The sequence below is a fragment of the Streptomyces shenzhenensis genome (assembly GCF_003688995.1).
Classification (GTDB): Bacteria; Actinomycetota; Actinomycetes; order Streptomycetales; family Streptomycetaceae; genus Streptomyces; species Streptomyces shenzhenensis_A.
In genome coordinates this window covers 1-20,257 of sequence record NZ_PENI01000038.1, presented here as the reverse complement: position 1 = coordinate 20,257, position 20,257 = coordinate 1, and the positions used below count along the sequence as shown (strand labels likewise).

Annotated in this window: 16 protein-coding genes, 1 pseudogene and 1 riboswitch; of the genes and pseudogenes, 14 read left to right on the top strand and 3 right to left on the bottom strand. The window is 70.4% G+C overall.

Annotated features, from left to right (window positions below):
* Positions 1-12 precede the first annotated feature (12 nt).
* From kdpA to CTZ28_RS38535, 6 genes are all read left to right on the top strand, one after another.
* Complete coding sequence (gene kdpA, locus CTZ28_RS38560; RefSeq protein ID WP_121894422.1) at positions 13-1,677, top strand: potassium-transporting ATPase subunit KdpA; 1,665 nt, start codon at positions 13-15, stop codon at positions 1,675-1,677.
* Positions 1,677-3,809: a potassium-transporting ATPase subunit KdpB gene (kdpB, locus tag CTZ28_RS38555; RefSeq protein ID WP_121894421.1), complete on the top strand. Its 2,133-nt coding sequence runs from the start codon at positions 1,677-1,679 to the stop codon at positions 3,807-3,809. The genes kdpA and kdpB overlap by 1 nt, the downstream gene beginning before the upstream one ends.
* A gap of 21 nt (positions 3,810-3,830) precedes the next feature.
* Positions 3,831-4,466: a potassium-transporting ATPase subunit KdpC gene (gene kdpC, locus CTZ28_RS38550; RefSeq protein ID WP_121894420.1), complete on the top strand. Its 636-nt coding sequence runs from the start codon at positions 3,831-3,833 to the stop codon at positions 4,464-4,466.
* Between the two features lie 43 nt (positions 4,467-4,509).
* A complete protein-coding gene (locus tag CTZ28_RS38545) occupies positions 4,510-5,214 on the top strand; it encodes a response regulator (RefSeq protein ID WP_121894419.1) in 705 nt (234 codons plus the stop codon).
* 136 nt (positions 5,215-5,350) lie between these two features.
* Complete coding sequence (locus CTZ28_RS38540) at positions 5,351-6,649, top strand: magnesium transporter MgtE N-terminal domain-containing protein (RefSeq protein WP_121894418.1); 1,299 nt, start codon at positions 5,351-5,353, stop codon at positions 6,647-6,649.
* Between the two features lie 317 nt (positions 6,650-6,966).
* Positions 6,967-8,559 carry an NRAMP family divalent metal transporter gene (locus CTZ28_RS38535; protein ID WP_121894417.1) on the top strand — a complete coding sequence of 531 codons (1,593 nt, stop codon included), beginning with the start codon at positions 6,967-6,969 and terminating at the stop codon, positions 8,557-8,559.
* A gap of 53 nt (positions 8,560-8,612) precedes the next feature.
* Here the strand turns inward: CTZ28_RS38535 and CTZ28_RS38530 are convergent, their stop codons facing one another.
* Positions 8,613-9,533: a cobalamin-binding protein gene (locus CTZ28_RS38530; RefSeq protein ID WP_121894416.1), complete on the bottom strand. Its 921-nt coding sequence runs from the start codon at positions 9,531-9,533 to the stop codon at positions 8,613-8,615.
* Between the two features lie 143 nt (positions 9,534-9,676).
* Positions 9,677-9,850, top strand: a riboswitch (cobalamin riboswitch).
* 430 nt (positions 9,851-10,280) lie between these two features.
* Between CTZ28_RS38530 and CTZ28_RS38525 the strand changes: the two are divergent.
* The 4 genes and pseudogenes from CTZ28_RS38525 to mmsB form a co-directional block, all read left to right on the top strand.
* A pseudogene (locus CTZ28_RS38525) lies at positions 10,281-10,710 on the top strand (aldehyde dehydrogenase family protein); the annotation flags it as partial.
* A 7-nt stretch (positions 10,711-10,717) separates the two neighbouring features.
* Entirely contained in the window at positions 10,718-11,866 is a 1,149-nt protein-coding gene (locus tag CTZ28_RS38520) for an acyl-CoA dehydrogenase family protein (protein ID WP_121894415.1), read from the top strand.
* A complete protein-coding gene (locus tag CTZ28_RS38515; RefSeq protein WP_121894414.1) occupies positions 11,863-12,939 on the top strand; it encodes an enoyl-CoA hydratase/isomerase family protein in 1,077 nt (358 codons plus the stop codon). Before CTZ28_RS38520 ends, CTZ28_RS38515 begins: the two co-directional genes overlap by 4 nt.
* A complete protein-coding gene (mmsB, locus tag CTZ28_RS38510) occupies positions 12,936-13,817 on the top strand; it encodes a 3-hydroxyisobutyrate dehydrogenase (RefSeq protein WP_121894413.1) in 882 nt (293 codons plus the stop codon). Before CTZ28_RS38515 ends, mmsB begins: the two co-directional genes overlap by 4 nt.
* A gap of 29 nt (positions 13,818-13,846) precedes the next feature.
* On the opposite strand, the gene CTZ28_RS38505 is transcribed toward mmsB, so the two are convergent.
* Entirely contained in the window at positions 13,847-15,289 is a 1,443-nt protein-coding gene (locus tag CTZ28_RS38505; protein WP_121894412.1) for a short-chain fatty acyl-CoA regulator family protein, read from the bottom strand.
* 224 nt (positions 15,290-15,513) lie between these two features.
* Between CTZ28_RS38505 and CTZ28_RS38500 the strand changes: the two genes are divergently transcribed.
* Genes CTZ28_RS38500 through CTZ28_RS38485 form a run of 4 tightly spaced genes read left to right on the top strand, consistent with a single transcriptional unit; the run spans position 15,514 to position 19,523 of the window.
* Entirely contained in the window at positions 15,514-17,022 is a 1,509-nt protein-coding gene (locus CTZ28_RS38500) for an MmgE/PrpD family protein (RefSeq protein ID WP_121894411.1), read from the top strand.
* A complete protein-coding gene (gene prpB, locus CTZ28_RS38495) occupies positions 17,022-17,927 on the top strand; it encodes a methylisocitrate lyase (protein ID WP_121894410.1) in 906 nt (301 codons plus the stop codon). Before CTZ28_RS38500 ends, prpB begins: the two co-directional genes overlap by 1 nt.
* Positions 17,928-17,946: 19 nt before the next feature.
* On the top strand, positions 17,947-19,083 hold the full coding sequence (locus CTZ28_RS38490) for a bifunctional 2-methylcitrate synthase/citrate synthase (RefSeq protein ID WP_121894409.1): 1,137 nt from the start codon (positions 17,947-17,949) through the stop codon (positions 19,081-19,083).
* A gap of 50 nt (positions 19,084-19,133) precedes the next feature.
* Complete coding sequence (locus CTZ28_RS38485) at positions 19,134-19,523, top strand: class I SAM-dependent methyltransferase (RefSeq protein ID WP_121894408.1); 390 nt, start codon at positions 19,134-19,136, stop codon at positions 19,521-19,523.
* Positions 19,524-19,547: 24 nt separating this feature from the next.
* On the opposite strand, the gene CTZ28_RS38480 is transcribed toward CTZ28_RS38485, so the two are convergent.
* Positions 19,548-20,257 (bottom strand): ribonucleotide-diphosphate reductase subunit beta (locus CTZ28_RS38480; protein ID WP_121894407.1); only part of this gene is annotated, 710 nt, incomplete at its 5' end.

The window sequence follows — 20,257 nt, the reverse complement described above, 5'->3', positions numbered from 1 at the left end:
GAGAGGTTCTCGATGAACGCCACTCTCGCGGGCTGGCTGCAGATCATCGCCCTGGTCGGTGCGCTGGCCCTGACCTTCCGTCCGTTCGGCGACTACATGGCCCATGTCCTGGCCTCGCCCCGGCACTGGCGTGCGGAGCGCCTGGTCTACCGGGTCGGCGGGGTGCACGCGGACGCCGAGCAGACATGGCCCGGCTACCTGCGCAGTGTGCTCGCGTTCTCCGTGGTCTCGGTGCTGTTCCTCTACGGCTTCCTGCGGCTGCAGAACCATCTGCTGCTCTCCCTCGGCATGAAGGCGGCCGCGCCCGCCCTGTCCTTCAACACCGCCGCTTCCTTCGTCACCAACACCAACTGGCAGTCCTACTCCGGCGAGTCGACCATGGGCCATCTGGTGCAGATGGCGGGCCTGGCCGTGCAGAACTTCGTCTCGGCGGCGGTCGGAATCGCCGTGGTCGCGGCCCTGATCCGTGGGTTCACCCGCAAGAACACCGACCGGGTCGGCAACTTCTGGCAGGACCTCACCAGGGTCGTGCTGCGGATACTGCTGCCGATCTCGCTGGTCATGGCCGTCGTGCTGGTCGCCGCGGGCACGATCGAGAACTTCCACGGCTTCCAGTCGATCACCACTATCGCCGGGCAGCACCAGTCCATCCCCGGCGGCCCGGTCGCCTCCCAGGAGGTCATCAAGGAACTGGGCACCAACGGCGGCGGGTTCTACAACGCCAACTCCGCCCACCCCTTCGAGAACCCCGATCCGTTCACCGACTGGCTGGAGATCTACCTGCTGCTGGTGATCGGTTTCACGCTGCCCCGTACCTTCGGCACGATGGTCGGTGACAAGCGCCAGGGCTACGCCATCGTCGCCGTGATGGCGCTGATCTGGGCCGCCTCGCTGGCCATCGTCACCGCCAACGAGCTGCACAGCGTGAGCAGTTCGGCCGGACACGCGGCCGGCGGGATGATGGAGGGCAAGGAACAGCGCTTCGGGATCTGGGGCTCGGCCCTGTTCGCCGTGTCCACGACCCTGACGTCCTGCGGCGCGGTCAACTCCTTCCACGACTCGTACACGCCGGGCGGCGGCGGCCTGACGATCTTCAACATGATGCTCGGCGAGATCGCGCCCGGCGGCACCGGATCCGGCCTCTACGGGATCCTGATCCTGGCCGTCGTGGCGGTCTTCATCGCCGGCCTCATGGTCGGCCGCACGCCCGAGTACCTGGGCAAGAAGCTGCGCGGCCGGGAGATGAAGTACGCCTCGCTGTACATCCTCACCACCCCGGCGATCGTGCTGGTCGGCACCGGCGTCGCGATGGCCCTGCCAGGTGAGCGTGCGGCGATGCTCAACCACGGTCCGCACGGCTTCTCCGAAGTGCTCTACGCCTTCACCTCGGCCGCCAACAACAACGGCTCCGCGTTCGCCGGGCTGAGCACCAACACCGTCTGGTACAACACCGCGCTCGGGCTGGCGATGCTCCTGGGCCGCTTCCTGCCGATGGTGTTCGTGCTGGCGCTGGCCGGATCGCTCGCCCAGCAGCAGCCGGTGCCGATCACGGTGGGCACGCTGCCCACCCACCGGCCCCAGTTCGTCGGCCTGCTGTCCGCCGTGATCCTCATCGTCGTCGGCCTCACCTACCTGCCCGCGCTCGCGCTGGGGCCGCTCGCGGAAGGGTTGCACTGATGCCCGCCACCACCGTGGAAGCCAAGGCGCCGAAGGGCCCGCCGGTGGCCGCATCCCGCCGGATCTCCGCGGGAATGCTGGAGCCCAGGCTGCTCCTCGCCTCCGTCCCCGACGCGCTGCGCAAGCTCGACCCGCGCCTGATGGTCAAGAACCCCGTGATGTTCGTGGTCGAGGTCGGCGCGGTGCTGACCACCCTGTCGGCGATCAGGGCCCCGAGCGTCTTCGCCTGGGTGATCACCGTCTGGCTCTGGCTGACCGTGGTCTTCGCCGACCTGTCGGAGGCGGTGGCGGAAGGACGCGGCAAGGCGCAGGCGGAGACACTGCGCCGGACGAAGAAGGACACGACGGCCCGCCGTGTCATCCAGGACCGGAGGTCCGGCCCACCAGAGGTCACCGAGGAGGTGTCGGGCACCGAACTGCGGCTCGGCGATCTGGTCGTGGTCGAGGCCGGTGAGATCATCCCCGGTGACGGCGATGTGGTCGAGGGCATCGCGAGCGTGGACGAGTCCGCGATCACGGGTGAGTCGGCGCCGGTGATCCGCGAGTCCGGCGGTGACCGCTCGGCCGTGACGGGCGGGACGAAGGTGCTGTCCGACCGCATCGTGGTCCGGATCACCTCGAAACCCGGGGAAACCTTCATCGACCGCATGATCGCGCTGGTGGAGGGCGCGGCCCGGCAGAAGACACCGAACGAGATCGCGCTGAACATCGTGCTCGCCTCGCTGACCATCGTCTTCCTGGTCGCCGTGGTGACCCTGCAGCCCTTCGCCATCTTCGCCGGCGCCGAGCAGTCCATCGTCATCCTGGTGGCGCTGGTCGTCGCCCTGATCCCGACCACGATCGGCGCGCTGCTCTCCGCGATCGGCATCGCGGGGATGGACCGGCTCGTGCAGCGCAACGTATTGGCCATGTCAGGACGCGCCGTGGAGGCCGCGGGTGATGTCAACACTCTGCTGTTGGACAAGACCGGCACCATCACCCTGGGCAACCGGCAGGCCGCCGAGTTCCTGCCGGTCAGGGGCGTGGACCTGGAAACGCTGGCGGACGCCGCCCAGTTGTCCTCGATCGCCGACGAGACACCCGAAGGGCGCTCGATCGTGGTCCTCGCCAAAGAACGTCACGCGCTGCGCGCCCGGACCGAAGGCGAGCTGGAGCACGCCGAGTTCGTCCCGTTCACCGCGCAGACCCGGATGTCGGGGGTGGACCTCGACGGCGAGCTGGACAACCGCTCCCTGCGCAAGGGCGCGGCCACGGCGGTCATGCGCTGGGTGCGCGAGCACGGTGGTCATCCCACCGCCGAGGTCGGCCCACTGGTCGACGGTATCTCCGCCACCGGCGGCACGCCGCTGGTCGTCGGCGAGGTGGTGCGGAGGGCAGGGGCCGAGAGCGCCCGGATCCTCGGCGTCATCCACCTCAAGGATGTCGTCAAGCACGGTATGCGCGACCGCTTCGACGAGCTGCGCCGCATGGGCATCCGCACGGTGATGATCACCGGTGACAACCCGCTGACCGCGAGGGCGATCGCCCAGGAGGCGGGGGTGGACGACTTCCTCGCGGAGGCCACCCCCGAGGACAAGCTCGCCCTGATCAGGCGGGAGCAGGCGGGCGGCAAGCTGGTCGCGATGACCGGTGACGGCACCAACGACGCACCGGCCCTGGCGCAGGCGGATGTCGGGGTGGCGATGAACACCGGTACGTCGGCCGCCAAGGAGGCCGGCAACATGGTCGACCTCGACTCCAACCCGACCAAGCTGATCCAGATCGTCGAGATCGGCAAGCAACTCCTGATCACCCGGGGCTCGTTGACCACCTTCTCCATCGCCAACGACGTCGCCAAGTACTTCGCGATCATCCCCGCGATGTTCGCGAGCGTCTACCCGGGGCTGCGCCATCTCAACATCATGGGCCTGCACAGCCCGACCTCGGCGATCGCCTCGGCGATCATCTTCAACGCACTGATCATCATCGTGCTGATCCCGCTGGCGCTGCGCGGCGTGCGCTACCGGCCGTCCTCGGCGGCGGCGCTGCTGAGCCGCAACATCTGGCTGTACGGCCTCGGCGGCCTGGTGCTGCCGTTCCTCGGCATCAAGGTCATCGACCTGATCGTTCAGTTCGTCCCCGGACTCCACTGACCGACAAGGAGGGAGAACCCCGTGCTCGGCACTCTCGCTCACGTGGTCCGCCACCACCTGGCGGCGCTGCGCATGCTGCTGGTGTTCACCGTGATCACCGGCATCGCCTACCCGCTGGCCGTCACCGGCATCGCTCAGGGACTCTTTCCGTACCAGGCCAACGGTGCCATGATCAAGGACAACGGGCGTCCGGTCGCCTCCGCCCGCATCGGCCAGAACTTCAGCCTCCCGCTGCGCAAGGGCCAGACCACGCCGGCACCCGACCCCAAGTGGTTCCAGCCCCGCCCGTCCGCGGCGGGACGGACCGGCTACGACCCCACCAGCTCCGGCGCCTCCAACCTGGGCCCCAACAACGCCATCCTGATCAAGACAATCGCCCAGCGCCGCGCCGCCGTGGCCGCGTTCGACGGGGTCAGGCCGGGGAATGTCCCCGCCGACGCGGTCACCGCCTCCGGCTCCGGTCTCGATCCGGACATCTCACCCGCGTACGCCTACGAGCAGGTGAACCGGGTGGCGAAGTCCCGTGGGCTGGACCCGGCCACGGTCCGCAAGCTCGTCGCCGAGCACATCAGCGGCCGTCCGCTGGGTTTCCTGGGGCAGGAAAGCGTCAACGTCGTCCGGCTCGACCACGATCTGGCCGCGTTGAAGCAACGATGAACACGCCCCCCGCACCATGCGTCACACAAGGAGTGGTGCCGAGATGACGCGTCACCTGCTGGTCGTCGACCACGAGCCGCAGCTGTTGCGCGCCCTGGACGTCAGTCTCACCGCGCAGGGCTACGCCGTCGCCACCGCGCCCGACGCAAGGAGTGCCCTGCGCCTGGCCTCCAGCAAGCCGCCGGACGGCGCGATCGTCGACGTCGACCTGCCGGACGCCGACGGTATCGACCTGATCACCGGTCTGCGGTCCTGGTCGTCCATGCCGCTCATCGCGCTGTCGGAGCATGCCGCACCCGCCGATGTCGCCGAGGTCCTGGACGCGGGCTCCGACGACTACGTGACCAAGCCGTTCGCCATGGAGGAGCTGCTGGCCCGGTTGCGTGCCGTGCTGCGTCGTACGGACCGCGGCGGCGGACCCCGGACCGTCACTGTCGGCGACTACGCCGTCGACCTGACCGCCTGCACCGTGGTGGGCGAGGCGGGACGCGGCGAGACCGTCCACCTCACGCCCAAGGAATGGCAGCTGCTCGCCACGCTGTTGCGCAATCCCGGACGATTGCTCACCGGCCGTCAACTGCTGCGCAATATCTGGGGACCGGGCCACGACCAGCACTCCAACTATCTGCGTATCAATATCTCGGGCCTGCGCCACAAGCTCGAGCCCGACCCGGCGCATCCGCGCTATCTGATCACCGAGCCCCGCATGGGCTACCGCTTCGAACCCAGCGGAGACACGGCACGGTGAGCGTGGGATGCGGTCAGCCTCCCAGCGCTGTAGTCCGTGAGCCCGCGCGTGGCGGATCTGCCGGGCTTTCCCGACACGGCGGCACGCCATGGCGGCCTTCTGTCCCGATTGGTGAAGGTATGTCTACCGTGAAGGTGTGACACGCGTACACCTTGCGCAGCTATTGCGCCGGCCGCTGGTCGGGGGCGACGGCGAGGTGGTGGGGAGGCTCTCCGACGTCATCGTGCGGCTGCGGGGGCGGGACTATCCGCTGGTCACCGGGCTGGTCGCCAAGGTGGGCGGGCGCGAGGTCTTCGTGCCCGCCGAGCAGGTCGCCGATCTGGACGAGGGGAAGATCACTCTGAGCAGCCCGCGGGTGGACCTGCGTCACTTCGAGCGGCGCGCGAGAGAGGTGCTGCTGCGGGCGGACGTGCTGGGCCACCGGGTCATCGATGTGGCCGATGTCGAGCTGGTCCGGGCGTACGACATCGAGCTGGAGCGGCGGCCGGACGGGTGGGCGCTGACCTGCCTGGACACGCGGCGGCCGCCCCGCCTTCGGGGCTTCCCCGGCGGCCGTGCCGCACACCCCGACTGGCGTGACTGGAAGTCCTTCGAGCCGCTGATCGGTCACGCCCGCTCCGCCGGGGTGCGCGGGCCGTTCGCCCGTCTCGGCCGGCTCAAGCCGGCCGACCTCGCGGATCTGCTGGAGGACGCCAACCGTACGGAGTCGCATGAGATCCTGCAGACGGTCCACGCCGATCCGGAGCTCGAAGCGGATGTGTTCGAGGAGCTGGAGCCGGACTCGCAGACGCGTCTGCTGCGCGAGCGCAGCGACGCCGAGATCGCCCAGGTGATCGCCCGGATGCGTGCCGACGACGCCGCGGACGCCATCAACGATCTCCCGCAGAGTCGGCGCCAGCCCGTACTGGACGCGCTCCCCGCCGGGCAGCGCACCAAGGTACTGACGCTGATGGGGTTCAACCCCTCCAGCGCGGGTGGATTGATGGCGCTCGACGTTCTCACCATGACGGGCAGCAGCACCGTGGCGGCGGCGCTGCGGGCGGCGGGCGAGGCCCGTGCCCTCCAGCCCGAGGCGCTGACCAGCGTGTACCTGGTCGGAGAGGCACAGCGGCTGCGCGGCGTGGTCACCCTGGTGGAACTGCTGCAGGCCGACCCGGTGGCACGGCTGGACGACGTGGCGGACCGCGACCCGGTCCGGGCCGGTCCGGACACCGACGTCGAGGACGTCGCCCTGCTGATGACCGACTACAACCTGCTCACCGTGCCGGTGGTCGACGACGAGCACCGCATCGTGGGCGTCATCACGGTCGACGACGTGCTCGACGTGGTCATCCCGGAGGACTGGCGCCGACGCGAGCCCGCACCGCACCCGGCCCACCATGTGGAAGAGCCCGGACCTGGCGGCTCACCGCACGACAGGCCGCCCGGATCATGACCGAAGACGACCGGCCGACCCGAGGAGCGGGCCGCCCCGAGCCCCCGCAGCCGCCCCGCCGGGAACCCCCGGCCCGTCAGGAGCCCGGGCATCCCCAGCCCGCGGGCCACGCGGAGAGCCCCACCGGACCGGCAGAGCCCCGCCCGGCGGAGCAGCAGCGGCCTCCCGGACCGGCCGCGCAGAAGCGAACCTCGGAGCCACCGGGGCGGCAGCGTCCGGAGCGTACGCCGGGGCCACCGCAGCGTCCCGCTGAACCGCCCGCGAAGAGGGGCACCCCCCACCCCGCCCCGCGACCCCGCCCCGCACGGCCCGGTCCCGTGCTCGCCGAGGCCCGCCTCAGCGAGATCCAGGGGGCCTTCGGCCACGTCCCCCACGCCCGCATCGAGGAACGCCCCGGCTTCAGGGCCCGCCTGCTGACCCTGCTGGCCATCGTCGGCCCGGGCATCATCGTGATGGTCGGCGACAACGACGCGGGCGGCATCGCCACCTATGCACAAGCGGGCCAGAACCACGGCTACTCACTGTTGTGGGTGCTGCTCCTGCTCATCCCCGTCCTGATCGTCAACCAGGAGATGGTCGTACGGCTGGGCGCCGTCACCGGTGTCGGCCATGCGCGCCTGATCACCGAGCGGTTCGGCCGCTTCTGGGGCTGGTTCAGCGTCGGTGACCTCTTCCTCCTCAACTTCCTCACCATCGTGACCGAGTTCATCGGCGTCTCCCTGGCCTCCGAATACCTCGGCGTCTCGCGGTACGTCGTGGTCCCGGTAGCCGCCGTCATCCTGATCGCCGTGGCCGCCAGCGGTTCCTTCCGCCGCTGGGAGCGCGCCATGTTCGCCTTCATCGGCGCCAGCCTGCTGCTGATCCCGCTGACCCTCATGTCCCAGCCGCAGTGGGGCCGGGCGGCGCACGACTTCGTGGTACCCGGCATCCAGGGCGGCGTCACCAGCGAAGCGGTACTGCTGATCATCGCGATCGTCGGCACCACCGTCGCCCCATGGCAGCTGTTCTTCCAGCAGTCCAACGTGATCGACAAACGCATCACCCCCCGCTTCATCGGCTATGAGCGCGCCGACACGGTGATCGGCTCCCTCGTGGTCGTCGCGGGCGCCGCCGCATTGGTCATGGTCGCCGACTTCGCGACCCGGGGCAGCATCGCCCACGGACGGTTCACCGATGCCGGCGGAGTCGCCGATGCCCTCGGCCGTCATGACCCGCTGCTCGGCGTGCTGTTCGCCATCGTCCTGCTGGACGCCAGCATCATCGGAGCGGCCGCCGTCACCCTGGCCACCAGCTACGCCTTCGGTGATGTCTTCAACCTGCGTCACTCCCTGCACCGCAGCTTCGGCGAGGCCAAGCAGTTCTACGCCTCCTACAGCCTGCTGGTCCTGGTCGCGGCGGGCATCGTCCTCATTCCGGGCGCGCCGCTCGGTCTGATCACCCTGGCCGTGCAGGCCCTGGCCGGGTTGCTGCTGCCCTCCGCCAGTGCGTTCCTGCTCCTGCTGTGCAACGACACCGAAGTGCTCGGCCCCTGGGTCAACCCGCGCTGGCTGAACGTGGTCGCCACTGTCATCATCGCCGTCCTGCTGACGCTCTCCGGCACGCTGATGGTGACCACGCTCTTCCCGGCGGTCAACGTCACCCGGCTCACGATCTGGACGGCGGGTGCACTGGTCACCGGCCTGATCGCGGCCGCTGTCACCCTCCGGGCCGGCCGACGGCGCATGCCCGCGCGGCCGGTCCCGGTGATGTCGCAGGCCGAGAAGCTGGCCTGGCGCATGCCGCCCCTGGCACTCCTGCACCCGGTGCGCTGGTCCGCCGGCACCCGGCTGGGCATGATGGCGCTGCGCGGCTATCTGATCTTCAGCGCCCTGCTGCTGCTCATCAAGGCGATCCGGCTCGGCGGTTCCTGAGCACGGGACAAGGGCGCCTTCACGTGGACCGCCTTCTGCGAGACGCGTAGTGCTTACGCGGCGGAGAAAAGGCGTGCCTCGTCCGGTGCCGCCGGTTCCCCGGCCGGCACCCCGTGCAGGACCTGGGCCAGCAGCTCCGCCCCACGCACCACCCGGGGACCGGGGCGGTTGAAGTAGGCCGGGCCGTCCAGCACCCAGACGCGTCCGGCCCGCACGGCCGGCAGGTCCTGCCAGCCCGGCAGCCCGGTGAGCAGCTCCGACTCGCGCAGTGTCCGTTCGGGTGGGAAGCCGCATGGCATGACCAGGATGGCGTCCGGTCGTGCGGCGCGTACCGCCTCCCACGCCATCGGTTTCGTGTGTTCGCCGGGCGAGGCCAGGAGCGGTGTACCTCCGGCGGCGGTGACCTGCTCGGGTACCCAGTGTCCGGCCGGCCACAGCGGATCGAGCCACTCGATGGACAGCACTCGGGGGCGGTCGCGTCCGGTGACCGAGGCCCGAACCCGTTCGAGACGGGCCTGCAACTCGGCCCGGCGCCGCCGCGCCCGCTCCCGCACACCCAGCAGTTCGCCCACCGTGACCAGGCAGTCGAGTACGTCGTCGAGCGTGCGTGGCTCCAGGCTCAGGACACGGGTGTCCGCGTCGAGCAGTCGTACGGTCCGGCTGACCTTGTCGGAGGAGACGGCGCACACCTCGCACAGGTCCTGGGTGAGGACCACGTCGGGGTGCAGGGCCGCGAGTGCCTCTGTGTCGAGGACGTAGAGCGAGGACCCGGAGTGAGCCGCGCCGCCCACCGCGTCCGAGATCTCCCGGCTGGTCAGCCGGTTCTGATCGAGGTCGGCGCCGGTCACCACCGGTACCGATGCGATCTCGCGCGGCGGCCAGTCGCACTCGTGGGTGCGGCCGACGAGCCGCGCGGACAGGCCGAGCTCGGCGACGATGTCGGTTGCGGCGGGCAGCAGAGAGACGATGCGCATGCCGCGACCCTACGACCGTTGATGCGCCCGCTCGGCGCTCACTTTCGCGACACCTCGAACGGACCCGGCCGACCACCGCTGACCAGGCACGACGGCATCTGGCGCAATCGGGAGCTGGATTTGCTAGGACGTCCAACCATATAGTCGTGAGCAAGGCCCGCGGTGCAGGGAAGCCGGTGTGATTCCGGCACGGTCCCGCCACTGTGACCGGGGAGTGTGCCGTCGAGCAGGACGCCACTGACGAGCTGGATGTCGGGAAGGCGGACGGCGCGCGTTGATCCGGGAGTCAGGATACCGGCCGCGGGATGTTCCGTGTTGTCCACGAGGATGGAGCTGACACGCATGGCACCGGTGCGCATCCACGCTTCCGGCAGACCCGTCCCAGGGCGCGTTCGATACCGGACAGATCACCGACCTCCGGCCGTCACCGCCTGACGGCTGCCACGCCAGCCGCGTTCTCGCGCCGCTCAGGCACGCGTACGTACGCCACCGCGTCTCCGTGTGCCGGTCCGGCGCGCCATCCGGATCACCTGACGAGAGCAGGCACCCATGGTCCGTACCCAAGACCGCGCCCCCGTGCGCGAACTGACTCACTTCATCGGCGGAAGGCACACCCCGGGAACATCGGGGGCCTACGGCGATGTGTACGACCCCGACACCGGCGAGGTCCAGGACTCGTTGCGCGCACCCCTCGGTGTGGTCGCCGGCATCACCCAGTTCATCGCCCGGGAGGCCGTTGACACCCTGTACGGCTCGGCAGGGGAGCGCTGCATGGCGATCTCCGTCGCCGTCCCGCTTGTCGCCCGCCTCAAGGAGCGCATCGGGACCCTGTGTCGTGGAGGGCGCCGAACTCGTCCTGGACGGACGGGACTTCACGCTCCTCGGCCACGAGAACGGGTTCTTCGCCGGCGCCTCGCTCTTCGACCGGGTCACCCCGGGGATGCGCATCTACCAGGAGGAGATCTTCGGCCCGGCCCTGTCGGTCGTCCGCGCCGCCGACTACGCGGAGGCCCTGCGTCTGCCCGGCGAGCATGCCTACGGCAACGGTGTCGCGACCGACCTCAACCAGCACGGTCCCGACTCGATCCGCTTCTACACCCGTACGAAGACGGTCACTTCGCGCTGGCCCGCCGGCCTGCGGGAGGGCGCGAGCTTCACGATCCCGACGATGGGGTGAGCGGACGATGACCTTCACTCTGCTCAGCGAGGACCAGCAGGCCCTCGTGGAGACCACTCTCGACTTCGCCCAGGACCACCTTGCTCCGCACGCCCTGGACTGGGACCGGGACAAGCACTTCCCGGTGGACGTCCTGCGCAAGGCCGCCGGGCTCGGCCTCGGCGGCAGCTATGTCCGTGAGGCGTCCGGCGGCTCCGGCCTCACCCGCGCCGACGGCGTTCTCGTCTTCGAGGCCCTCGCCTCCGGCTGCCCCTCCATCGCCGGATATCTCTCCATCCACAACATGGTCGCCTGGATGGTGGACCGGTACGGCGACGACGCCCAGCGCGAGCGGTGGCTGCCCCGCCTGTGCGCCATGGAGGACCTGGCCAGCTACTGCCTGACCGAACCGGGCGCAGGTTCGGATGCGGCGGCCCTCACCACCCGCGCCGTCCGCGAGGGCGACCACTGGGTGCTCACCGGCGTCAAACAGTTCATCTCCGGCGCGGGCGCCTCTCACCTGTATGTGGTGATGGCCCGCACCGGCGGCGCCGGTTCCGACGGGATCTCCGCGTTCGTCGTCGACAAGGACGACCGCGGCGTCACCTTCGGCCCGAACGAACGCAAGATGGGCTGGAACGCCCAGCCCACCCGGCAGGTCGTGCTGGACGCCGTCCGGCTGCCCGCTGACCGGCTCCTCGGCCGCGAGGGACAGGGCTTCCGTATCGCCATGAACGGTCTCAACGGTGGCCGGCTCGGCATTGCCGCCTGCTCCCTGGGTGGCGCCCGCAGCGCGCTCGACCGCAGCCTCGCCCACCTCGCCGACCGGGAGGCGTTCGGACAACGCCTCCTCGACGCCCAGGCTCTGCGCTTCCGCCTCGCCGACATGGCGACCGAACTCGCCGCCGCCCGGGCCCTGGTCCAGCAGGCCGCCCAGGCCCTCGACCGGGGTGACCCGCAGGCGCCGTACCTGTGCGCGATGGCGAAGAGGTACGCCACCGACACCGGCTACTCGGTGGCCGACCGGGCGCTGCAACTGCACGGCGGCTACGGCTACCTCAGCGAGTACGGCATCGAGAAGATCGTCCGGGACCTGCGGGTCCACCAGATCCTGGAAGGAAGCAACGAGATCATGCGCGTCATCGTGGCCCGAGGCCTGACGGAGGCGTTCGGATGACCGGCGCCGAAGCGTCCGTCCTGCTGCACCGCACCGGACGGGCCGCGCACATCACTCTCAACCGGCCGAAAGCACTGAACGCGCTGTCGCACGAGATGGTGCTGCGCATCGCCGAAGCCCTGACCGAGTGGGAGGACGACCCGGCTGTCGACACCGTCGTCATCACCGGTGCGGGGGCCCGCGGCCTGTGCGCGGGCGGGGACATCCGGACCATCCACCATGATGCCCGCACCGGCGACGGCACGGCCTCGACCGCCTTCTGGCGCGACGAATACCGCCTCAACGCCCACATCGCCCGCTACCCCAAGCCCTGCGTCGCCGTCATGGACGGCATCGTCATGGGCGGCGGTGTCGGTGTCTCGGCGCACGGCAGCGTCCGTATCGTCACCGAGCGGTCGAGGATCGCCATGCCGGAGACCGGCATCGGCTTCGTCCCCGATGTCGGCGGTACCTACCTGCTCGCCCTCGTGCCCGGTGAACTGGGCACCCACCTGGCACTGACGGGCTCTCAAATCGGTGCCGACGACGCGCTGTTGTGCGGGCTCGCCGACCATTGTGTCCCGGCTGACCAGCTCCGACGGCTGGTGGCCGACCTCGCCGACCTGCCCGTGCACGAGGCGCTCACCCGGCACGTAGGCCCGGCGCCGGAGGGGAATCTTGCCGGCCACCGGGAGTGGATCGACGCCTGCTATGCCGCCGACACGGTCGAGGAGATCGTCCAGCGGCTGCTCGCCCACGGCGACCCGGCCGCGAAGGAGACGGCCGAGACCCTGCTCACCAAGTCACCCACTGCCCTGAAGGTCGCCCTGAAGGCTCTGCGTCGCGCCCGGCACCTCGGCGCTCTGGAGCGGGTCCTGGACCAGGAGTACCGGGTCTCCTGCGCCGCCCTCGCCACCCACGACCTCCTGGAGGGCATCCGCGCCCAGGTGATCGACAAGGACCGCGACCCGCACTGGGACCCGGCTACCCTCGCCGAGGTCACCGACGCCGACGTGGCGCGCTTCTTCACCTCCCTCGGCGAGCGCGAACTCGGGCTCGCCGGACCCGACACCGCCCAGGAGGTGGCCTGGTGAGCCGATCCGTCGCATTCATCGGACTCGGACACATGGGTGCCCCCATGGCCGCCAACCTCGTCAAGGCCGGCCACCGGGTGCGCGGTTACGACCTCGTGGTCACCCCCGGGGCCGGCCTGGAGCCCGCAGCCTCCGCCCGGGACGCTGTCGCGGACGTGGACGTCGTGATCAGCATGCTGCCCGCCGGCCGTCACGTCCTGGGCCTGTACGACGACATTCTCGGTGCCGCCCGCCCCGGAACCCTGTTCGTCGACTGTTCCACCATCGACGTCGCCGACGCCCGCACGGCTCACGACCGTGCCGTCACCGCCGGGATGCGGGCCCTGGACGCCCCGGTCTCCGGCGGCGTCGTCGGCGCCGAGGCCGCCACCCTCACCTTCATGGCCGGCGGGGGCGGAGCCGAGTTCGCCGAGGCCCGGCCGCTGCTGGAAGCCATGGGCAAGAAGGCCGTGCACTGCGGCGGGCCGGGCGCCGGACAGGCCGCCAAGATCTGCAACAACATGATCCTCGGCGTCTCCATGATCGTCGTCAGTGAGGCGTTCGTCCTCGGCGAGAGCCTCGGCCTGTCCCACCAAGCCCTGTACGACGTGGCCTCGACCGCCTCCGGCCAATGCTGGGCGCTCAGCGTCAACTGCCCGGTCCCTGGCCCCGTTCCGGCCAGCCCGGCCAACCGCGACTACCGTCCGGGCTTCGCCGCCTCCCTCATGGCCAAGGACCTCGGACTGGCGGCGAACGCGGCCCGCGCCGGTGGCGTGAACGCCGAACTGGGCATGCGAGCCGCTGAGTTGTACGCCGCCTACGCCGAACGCGCCGGAGCCGCGGAGGACTTCTCCGGCATCGTACGAGCCATCCGGGACCGGAGCGGGGAGCAGACCTGACCATGCCCACGGCCGGCCGCCTGATCGCTTCACGATGTGCCGGTCTCCACCGGGTAGGGCACGTACGTACGCCGGTCGGGGTCGACGGCGAGTCGGCCACCGGCCGGGGGCCGGGCGCGCTGGGCGCAGTCGCGGCGCTCACAGATGCGGCAGCCGAGGCCGATCGGGGTGGCGGCGCGGGGGTCGTCAAGAGCGATGCCCTCGGCGTAGACGAGCCGGTGTGCGTGCCGCAGTTCGCAGCCGAGCGCGATGGCGAACTCGGCACGCGGGGCGTGATGGGCGAAGCCACCGCGGGTGATGGTCCGTGCGATCCAGAAGTACCGCTTGCCGTCGGGCATCTCGGCGACCTGGGTGAGTATCCGGCCGGGAGCGGAGAACGCCTCGTACACCGTCCACAGCGGGCAGGTGCCGCCGAGCCGGGAGAAGTGGAAGTCGGTTGCGGACTGGCGTTTGGAGATGTTCCCGGCGCGGTCGACCCGCAGGAACGAGAACGGCACGCCCCGCCGTCCGGTGCGCTGGAGAGTGCTCAGCCGGTGGCAGACGGTCTCGAAGCCGACGCCGAACCGGGCCGACAGCAGCTCGATGTCGTAACGCACCTCCTCGGCCGCGGTGTGGAAGGCGGTGTACGGCATGAGCAGCGCGCCCGCGAAGTAGTTTGCCAGCCCGATACGGGCCAGCGCCGGCGACTCGGGTGCGGTCAGTTCCGGTGCGCTGTCGGCGAGCTGGGCGAGCAGTGGGTCGTGCTCCAGCAGGGCCAGCTGGGTGGCCAGTTGGAAGGCGCGCTGGCCGTCACTGAGCCAGGGGGAGAGGAACAGCAGCCCGGTGTCCGGGTCGAAGCGCCGGGCATCGGCGGACCGGCCGGCGGTGGTCCGCACCACCTTGACGCCGTGCCGCTCGGCGAGACGCGCGGCGAGCGGATCGGCCGTGCGGCCCGGCCGCAGTTCCAGGGCCTCGGCGATCCGCTCCGCCTCGGCGTCCAGCGGCTCGAAGTGGTTGTGGTGGGCGTAGAAGAAGTCCCGGACCTCGTCGTGCGGCTCGCTCGGTGGCAGCAGGGCGTCGGCCGAGCCCGGGGAACCGAGCGCGGCGGCCTGTTCGGCGGCGTCGCGGTAGCGGCGGTGCAGGGCGACCAGGGCGCGGGCCATCTCGGGATGGTCGCGGGCGGCCTCGGCGATCTCCTCGGCGGCGGGCAGTTCGACCCCGCACGCCTCGTCGGCGAGCGCGGCCCGCAGATCGGTGGCGAGCCGGTCCTCCTTCGCCTCGGAGAAGAACTCCGCGTCCACCCCGAAGACCTCAGCGATCCGCAGCAGCACGGGCGCGGTCAACGGGCGCTGGCTCTGTTCGAGCTGGTTGGCGTAGCTGGCGGAGATACCGAGGGCGTGCGCCATCTCGACCTGGTTCATACCCTGCTCCCGGCGCAGCCGACGGAGCTTGGCGTGAGCGTAGATCTTCCGCTCGGTCGGTTGCCTGGCCATGGACACCCACCTCCCCGGTCGCACCGATCACGGGCTTCCTGCTTGCGAAGATAGCATTCGCAGAATTCGCAGGATTCGCAGATTCACACCTCCACGGTGTACGGATTCCGCAATGTGGCCCAGTGGCCCCGTGGTCTGTCGGCGGGCAGGCTCAGAGACAGCCGCACCAGGCACTGCCGTCCGACGACGTCCGGGCGCTGCCGCCCGAGACCGCGAGGAGTCCCGTGATCGAGCACCACGTCCGTGTCCACCCCAGCGCCGACCGGCTACACCGGGAGGACCAGCTCGCCTGGCGGCTCGCCGCCGTGGCCACCGCCACCGAGGAACTGGACGCCGACAGTGTGACCATGGCCGTCAACCGGGTGATCGACAACGCCTCGGTGGCCGTGGCCGCCCTGCTGCGCCGCCCGGTCGCGGTCGCCCGCGCCCAGGCCACCGCCCACCGTGCAAGCACCCCCGGCGCCTCGGTCTTCGGCACCCCGGCCCGGGTCTCCCCGGAGTGGGCGGCCTGGGCCAACGGAACCGCCGTACGCGAACTCGACTTCCACGACACCTACCTGGCCGCCGACTACTCCCACCCGGGCGACAACATCCCGCCCCTGCTCGCGGTCGCTCAGCACACCGGCCGCACCGGCGCCGACCTGCTGCGCGCTGTCGTCGCCGCGTGCGAGGTCCAGGTCGCCCTGGTCAAGGGCATGTGCCTGCACGCGCACCGCATCGACCATGTGGCCCACCTGAGCGCGGCCACCACCTGCGGTCTGGGCGCGCTGCTGCGACTGCCGACCGAGACGGTGTACCAGGCGGTCCAGCAGGCCGTGCACACCACGACCGCGACGCGGCAGTCCCGCAAGGGCGAGATCTCCAGCTGGAAGGCGTATGCGCCCGCCTTCGCCGGCAAAGCGGCCATCGAGGCGGTGGACCGGGCGATGCGTGGGGAGACCTCGCCCTCGCCGATCTACGAGGGCGAGGACGGGTTCCTGGCGTGGCTGCTGGACGGCCCCGAGTCCGACTACACGGTGCTGCTCCCGGAACCCGGTGAGCCGCGCCGCGCCATCCTCGACACGTACACCAAGGAGCACTCCGCCGAGTACCAGGCGCAGGCGATCATCGACCTGGCGCGGCGGCTGCGCGAGAAGACCGGCCCGCTGGAGCAGGTGCGCTCGGTGGTGCTGCACACCAGCCACCACACCCACCACGTCATCGGCTCCGGGGCGAACGACCCGCAGAAGTACGACCCGGCGGCCAGCCGCGAGACCCTCGACCACTCGGTGCCGTACATTTTCGCCGTCGCCCTGGAGGACGGCACCTGGCACCATGAGCGCTCCTACGCCCCCGAGCGGGCCCGCCGACCGGAGACCGTCGAACTCTGGCGGAAGATCACCACGGTCGAGGATCCGGAGTGGACCCGCCGCTACCACGACCCCGATCCGGAGCGCCGGGCGTTCGGCGGACGCGCGGTGATCACCCTGGACGACGGGACGCTGATCGAGGACGAACTCGCCGTCGCCGACGCCCACCCGGCCGGCGCCCATCCCTTCGACCGGGCCGCCTACGCCGGCAAGTTCCGCACCCTGACCGAGGGCGTGGTCACCTCTGCCGATCAGGACCGCTTCCTGGCCGCCGCCGAGCACCTGGCCGAGCTGGGCGCCTCCGACCTGGACGGCCTGTTCCCCGCCGTCGACATCGAGGCCGTGGCCGCCTGCGACGCGAGCCTGCCGAAGGGGCTGTTCTGATGTTGCACACCCGCACCACCCCTGCCGAGCGCCGCCACACCCTGCGCGAACGGCTCGCCGGGGACCGCCTGTTGGTGATGCCCGGAGCCCTCAACCCGATCTCCGCCCGGCTCATCCAGGACACCGGATTCGAGGCCGCCTATCTCTCCGGCGCCGTCCTCGCCGCCGACCTGGGCCTGCCGGACATCGGCCTGACCACGTCCACCGAGATCGCCGCCCGCGCCCAGCAGACGACCCGGGTCACCGACCTGCCCGTCCTGATCGACGCCGACACCGGTTTCGGGGAGCCGATGAACGCGGCCCGCACGGTCCAGCTGATGGAGGACGCGGGCCTGGCGGGGCTCCACCTGGAGGACCAGGTCAACCCCAAGCGCTGCGGCCACCTCGACGGCAAGTCCGTCGTCCCCCGCGAGGAGATGATCCGTCGTGTCCGCGCCGCCGTGGACGCCCGCCGCGACCCCGACTTCCTCCTCATGGCCCGCACCGACGCGCGCGCCGTCGAGGGCCTCGCGGCGGCGATCGGCCGCGCGAAGGCGTACGTCGACGCCGGCGCCGACGCGATCTTCCCCGAAGCCCTCGCCGACGAGCGGGAGTTCGAGGCGTTCCGCAAGGCGGTCCCGGTCCCGCTGCTCGCGAACATGACCGAGTTCGGCAAGAGCCGCCGGCTGGACACGCGCACCCTCCAGGACCTCGGCTACGACATCGCCCTCTACCCCGTCACCCTGCTGCGCCTCGCCATGGGCGCCGTCGAGGACGGTCTGCGCACGCTCGCGGCCGAGGGCACCCAGGAGTCCCTGCTGCCCCGCATACAGACCCGCTCCCGCCTGTACGAACTCCTCGGCTACGCCGACTACGCGGCCTTCGACTCGGCCGTCTTCGACTTCACCCTCCCGCCCGGCACCTGACCACCGAAGGCAGGCACCCATGACCGCCACCGCACCCGAGATCCACCGCGGCCTCGCCGGTGTCGTCGTCGACACCACCGAGATCTCCACCGTCATCCAGGAGACCAACTCCCTCACCTACCGCGGCTATCCGGTCCAGGACCTGGCCGCCCGCCGCCGCTTCGAGGAGGTCGCGTACCTGCTCTGGTACGGCGAACTCCCCGACGAGCGGCAACTGGCCGGCTTCAAGGCCCGGGAACGCGCCCTGCGCCCACTGGACCGCACCACCTCCGAACTCCTCGCCAGGCTGCCCGAGACCTGCCATCCGATGGACGTGCTGCGGACCGCCGTCAGCTACTTCGGTGCCGAGGACCCCACCGAGGACGACGACAGCCCGGCCGCCAACCGTGCCAAGTCCCTGACCCTGCTGGCGAAACTGCCGACCGTGGTCGCCGCCGACCAGCGCCGCCGGCGGGGCCTCGCCCCGATCCCGCCGGACCCGGGCCTCGGCTACGCCGAGAACTTCTTCCACATGTGCTTCGGCAGCGTGCCCGACCCCGACGTGGTCCGCTGCTTCGATATCTCCCTGACGCTGTACGCCGAACACAGCTTCAACGCCTCGACGTTCACCGCCCGCGTGGTCACTTCCACCCTCTCCGACCTCTACAGCGCGGTCACCGCCGCGATCGGGGCCCTCAAGGGCCCCCTGCACGGTGGTGCCAACGAGGCCGTGATGCACATGCTCACGGAGATCGGCGACCCGCAACGCGCCGAGCAGTGGCTGGACGAGGCCCTCGCCGCCAAGCGGAAGATCATGGGCTTCGGTCACCGGGTCTACAAGTACGGCGACTCCCGCGTCCCGATCATGCAGGACGCTCTCGACCGGCTGGTCGCCCGGGCCGCCGACCCAGACGTCACCCGCAAGGCCGCCCTCCACGCGGCCCTTCGGCACGCCATGCTCTCCCGCAAGGGCATCCACCCCAACCTGGACTACCCGGCCGGCCTCGCCTATCACCTGATGGGCTTCGACACCCCCGCTTTCACTCCGATCTTCGTGATGAGCCGCATCACCGGCTGGACCGCCCACATCACCGAACAGCTCGGCCACAACGCCCTGATCCGCCCGCTTGCCGCCTACGACGGGCCGGGGCAACGGCCGGTGCCCTCCGATGCCTGATCCGACCAACTCCGTGGCGTGGCGGATGCCCGACTGGGAGGATCGGCCGGATGAGAGCCGATACCGCGTACCACGGGGAGATGGGCGAACTGTTCGCGGCACAGGCCACGGACAGCGCCTACAACGCATACACCGACAGGCCGGCCATGCTGGGACTCGCGGGTGACGTGAGTGGGCTGCGGGTGCTCGATCTCGGGTGTGGTGCGGGCCACTACGCCGCGGAGCTGCTGGAGCGCGGTGCCGCGACCGTCATGGGACTCGACGGAAGCGAAAGCCTGCTGAAAACAGCGCGGGAACGGACGGGAGACAGGGCTGTTCTACGCCGGCACGACCTGGAGGAGCCGCGGGCCTCCGAGGAGGCCCGCGGCGTCGACCCGCGTCGCTACGGGAAGACCCGTCGGCAACCGCTCTTCCTCGCCGTCAGGTTGTCCCGGCCGTGACGAGGCATCGGACTCGCGAACCTCTCAGAAGTCCCAGTCGTCGTCGGCGGTGTCCTCCGCTTTGCCCATGACGTAGGAGGAGCCGGAGCCGGAGAAGAAGTCGTGGTTCTCGTCCGCGCCCGGTGACAGCGCCGCCAGGATCTCCGGGTTGACCTCGGTCCGGTCCGCGCCGAACCTGGCGGGATAACCCAGGTTCATCAGCGCCTTGTCGGCGTTGTAGCGGACGAAGACGGCCACGTCGTCCATCAGCCCGAAGGGCTCGTACAGTTCGCCCGAGTACTGGAGCTCCAGTTGGTACAGCTCCTCCAGCAGGGCGTGCGTGAACTCCCGCATCTCCGCCTGTCCGGCGGCCGAGAGCTTCTCCAGGCCGCGCTGGTATTTGTAGCCGGAGTAGTAGCCGTGCACGGCCTTGTCGCGCAGGATCAGCCGGATCATGTCGGCGGTGTTGGTGAGCAGAGCGTGGGTGGAGAAGTGCAGCGGGAGGTAGAAGCCTGCGTACAGCAGCAGGGAGGACAGGAGAGTGGAGGCGACCTTCCGCTTGAGCGGGTCGTCGCCGTAGTAGTGCGCCAGGACGGTCTTGCAGCGCTGCTGGAGGACGTCGTTGTGTACCGCCCAGCGATAGGCGTCGTCGATCTCCGGGGTGTTGGAGAGCGTGGAGAAGACAGACGAGTAGCTGCGGGCGTGCACGGCTTGCATGAAGGCGATGTTGGTGTAGACGGCCTCCTCGTGCTCGG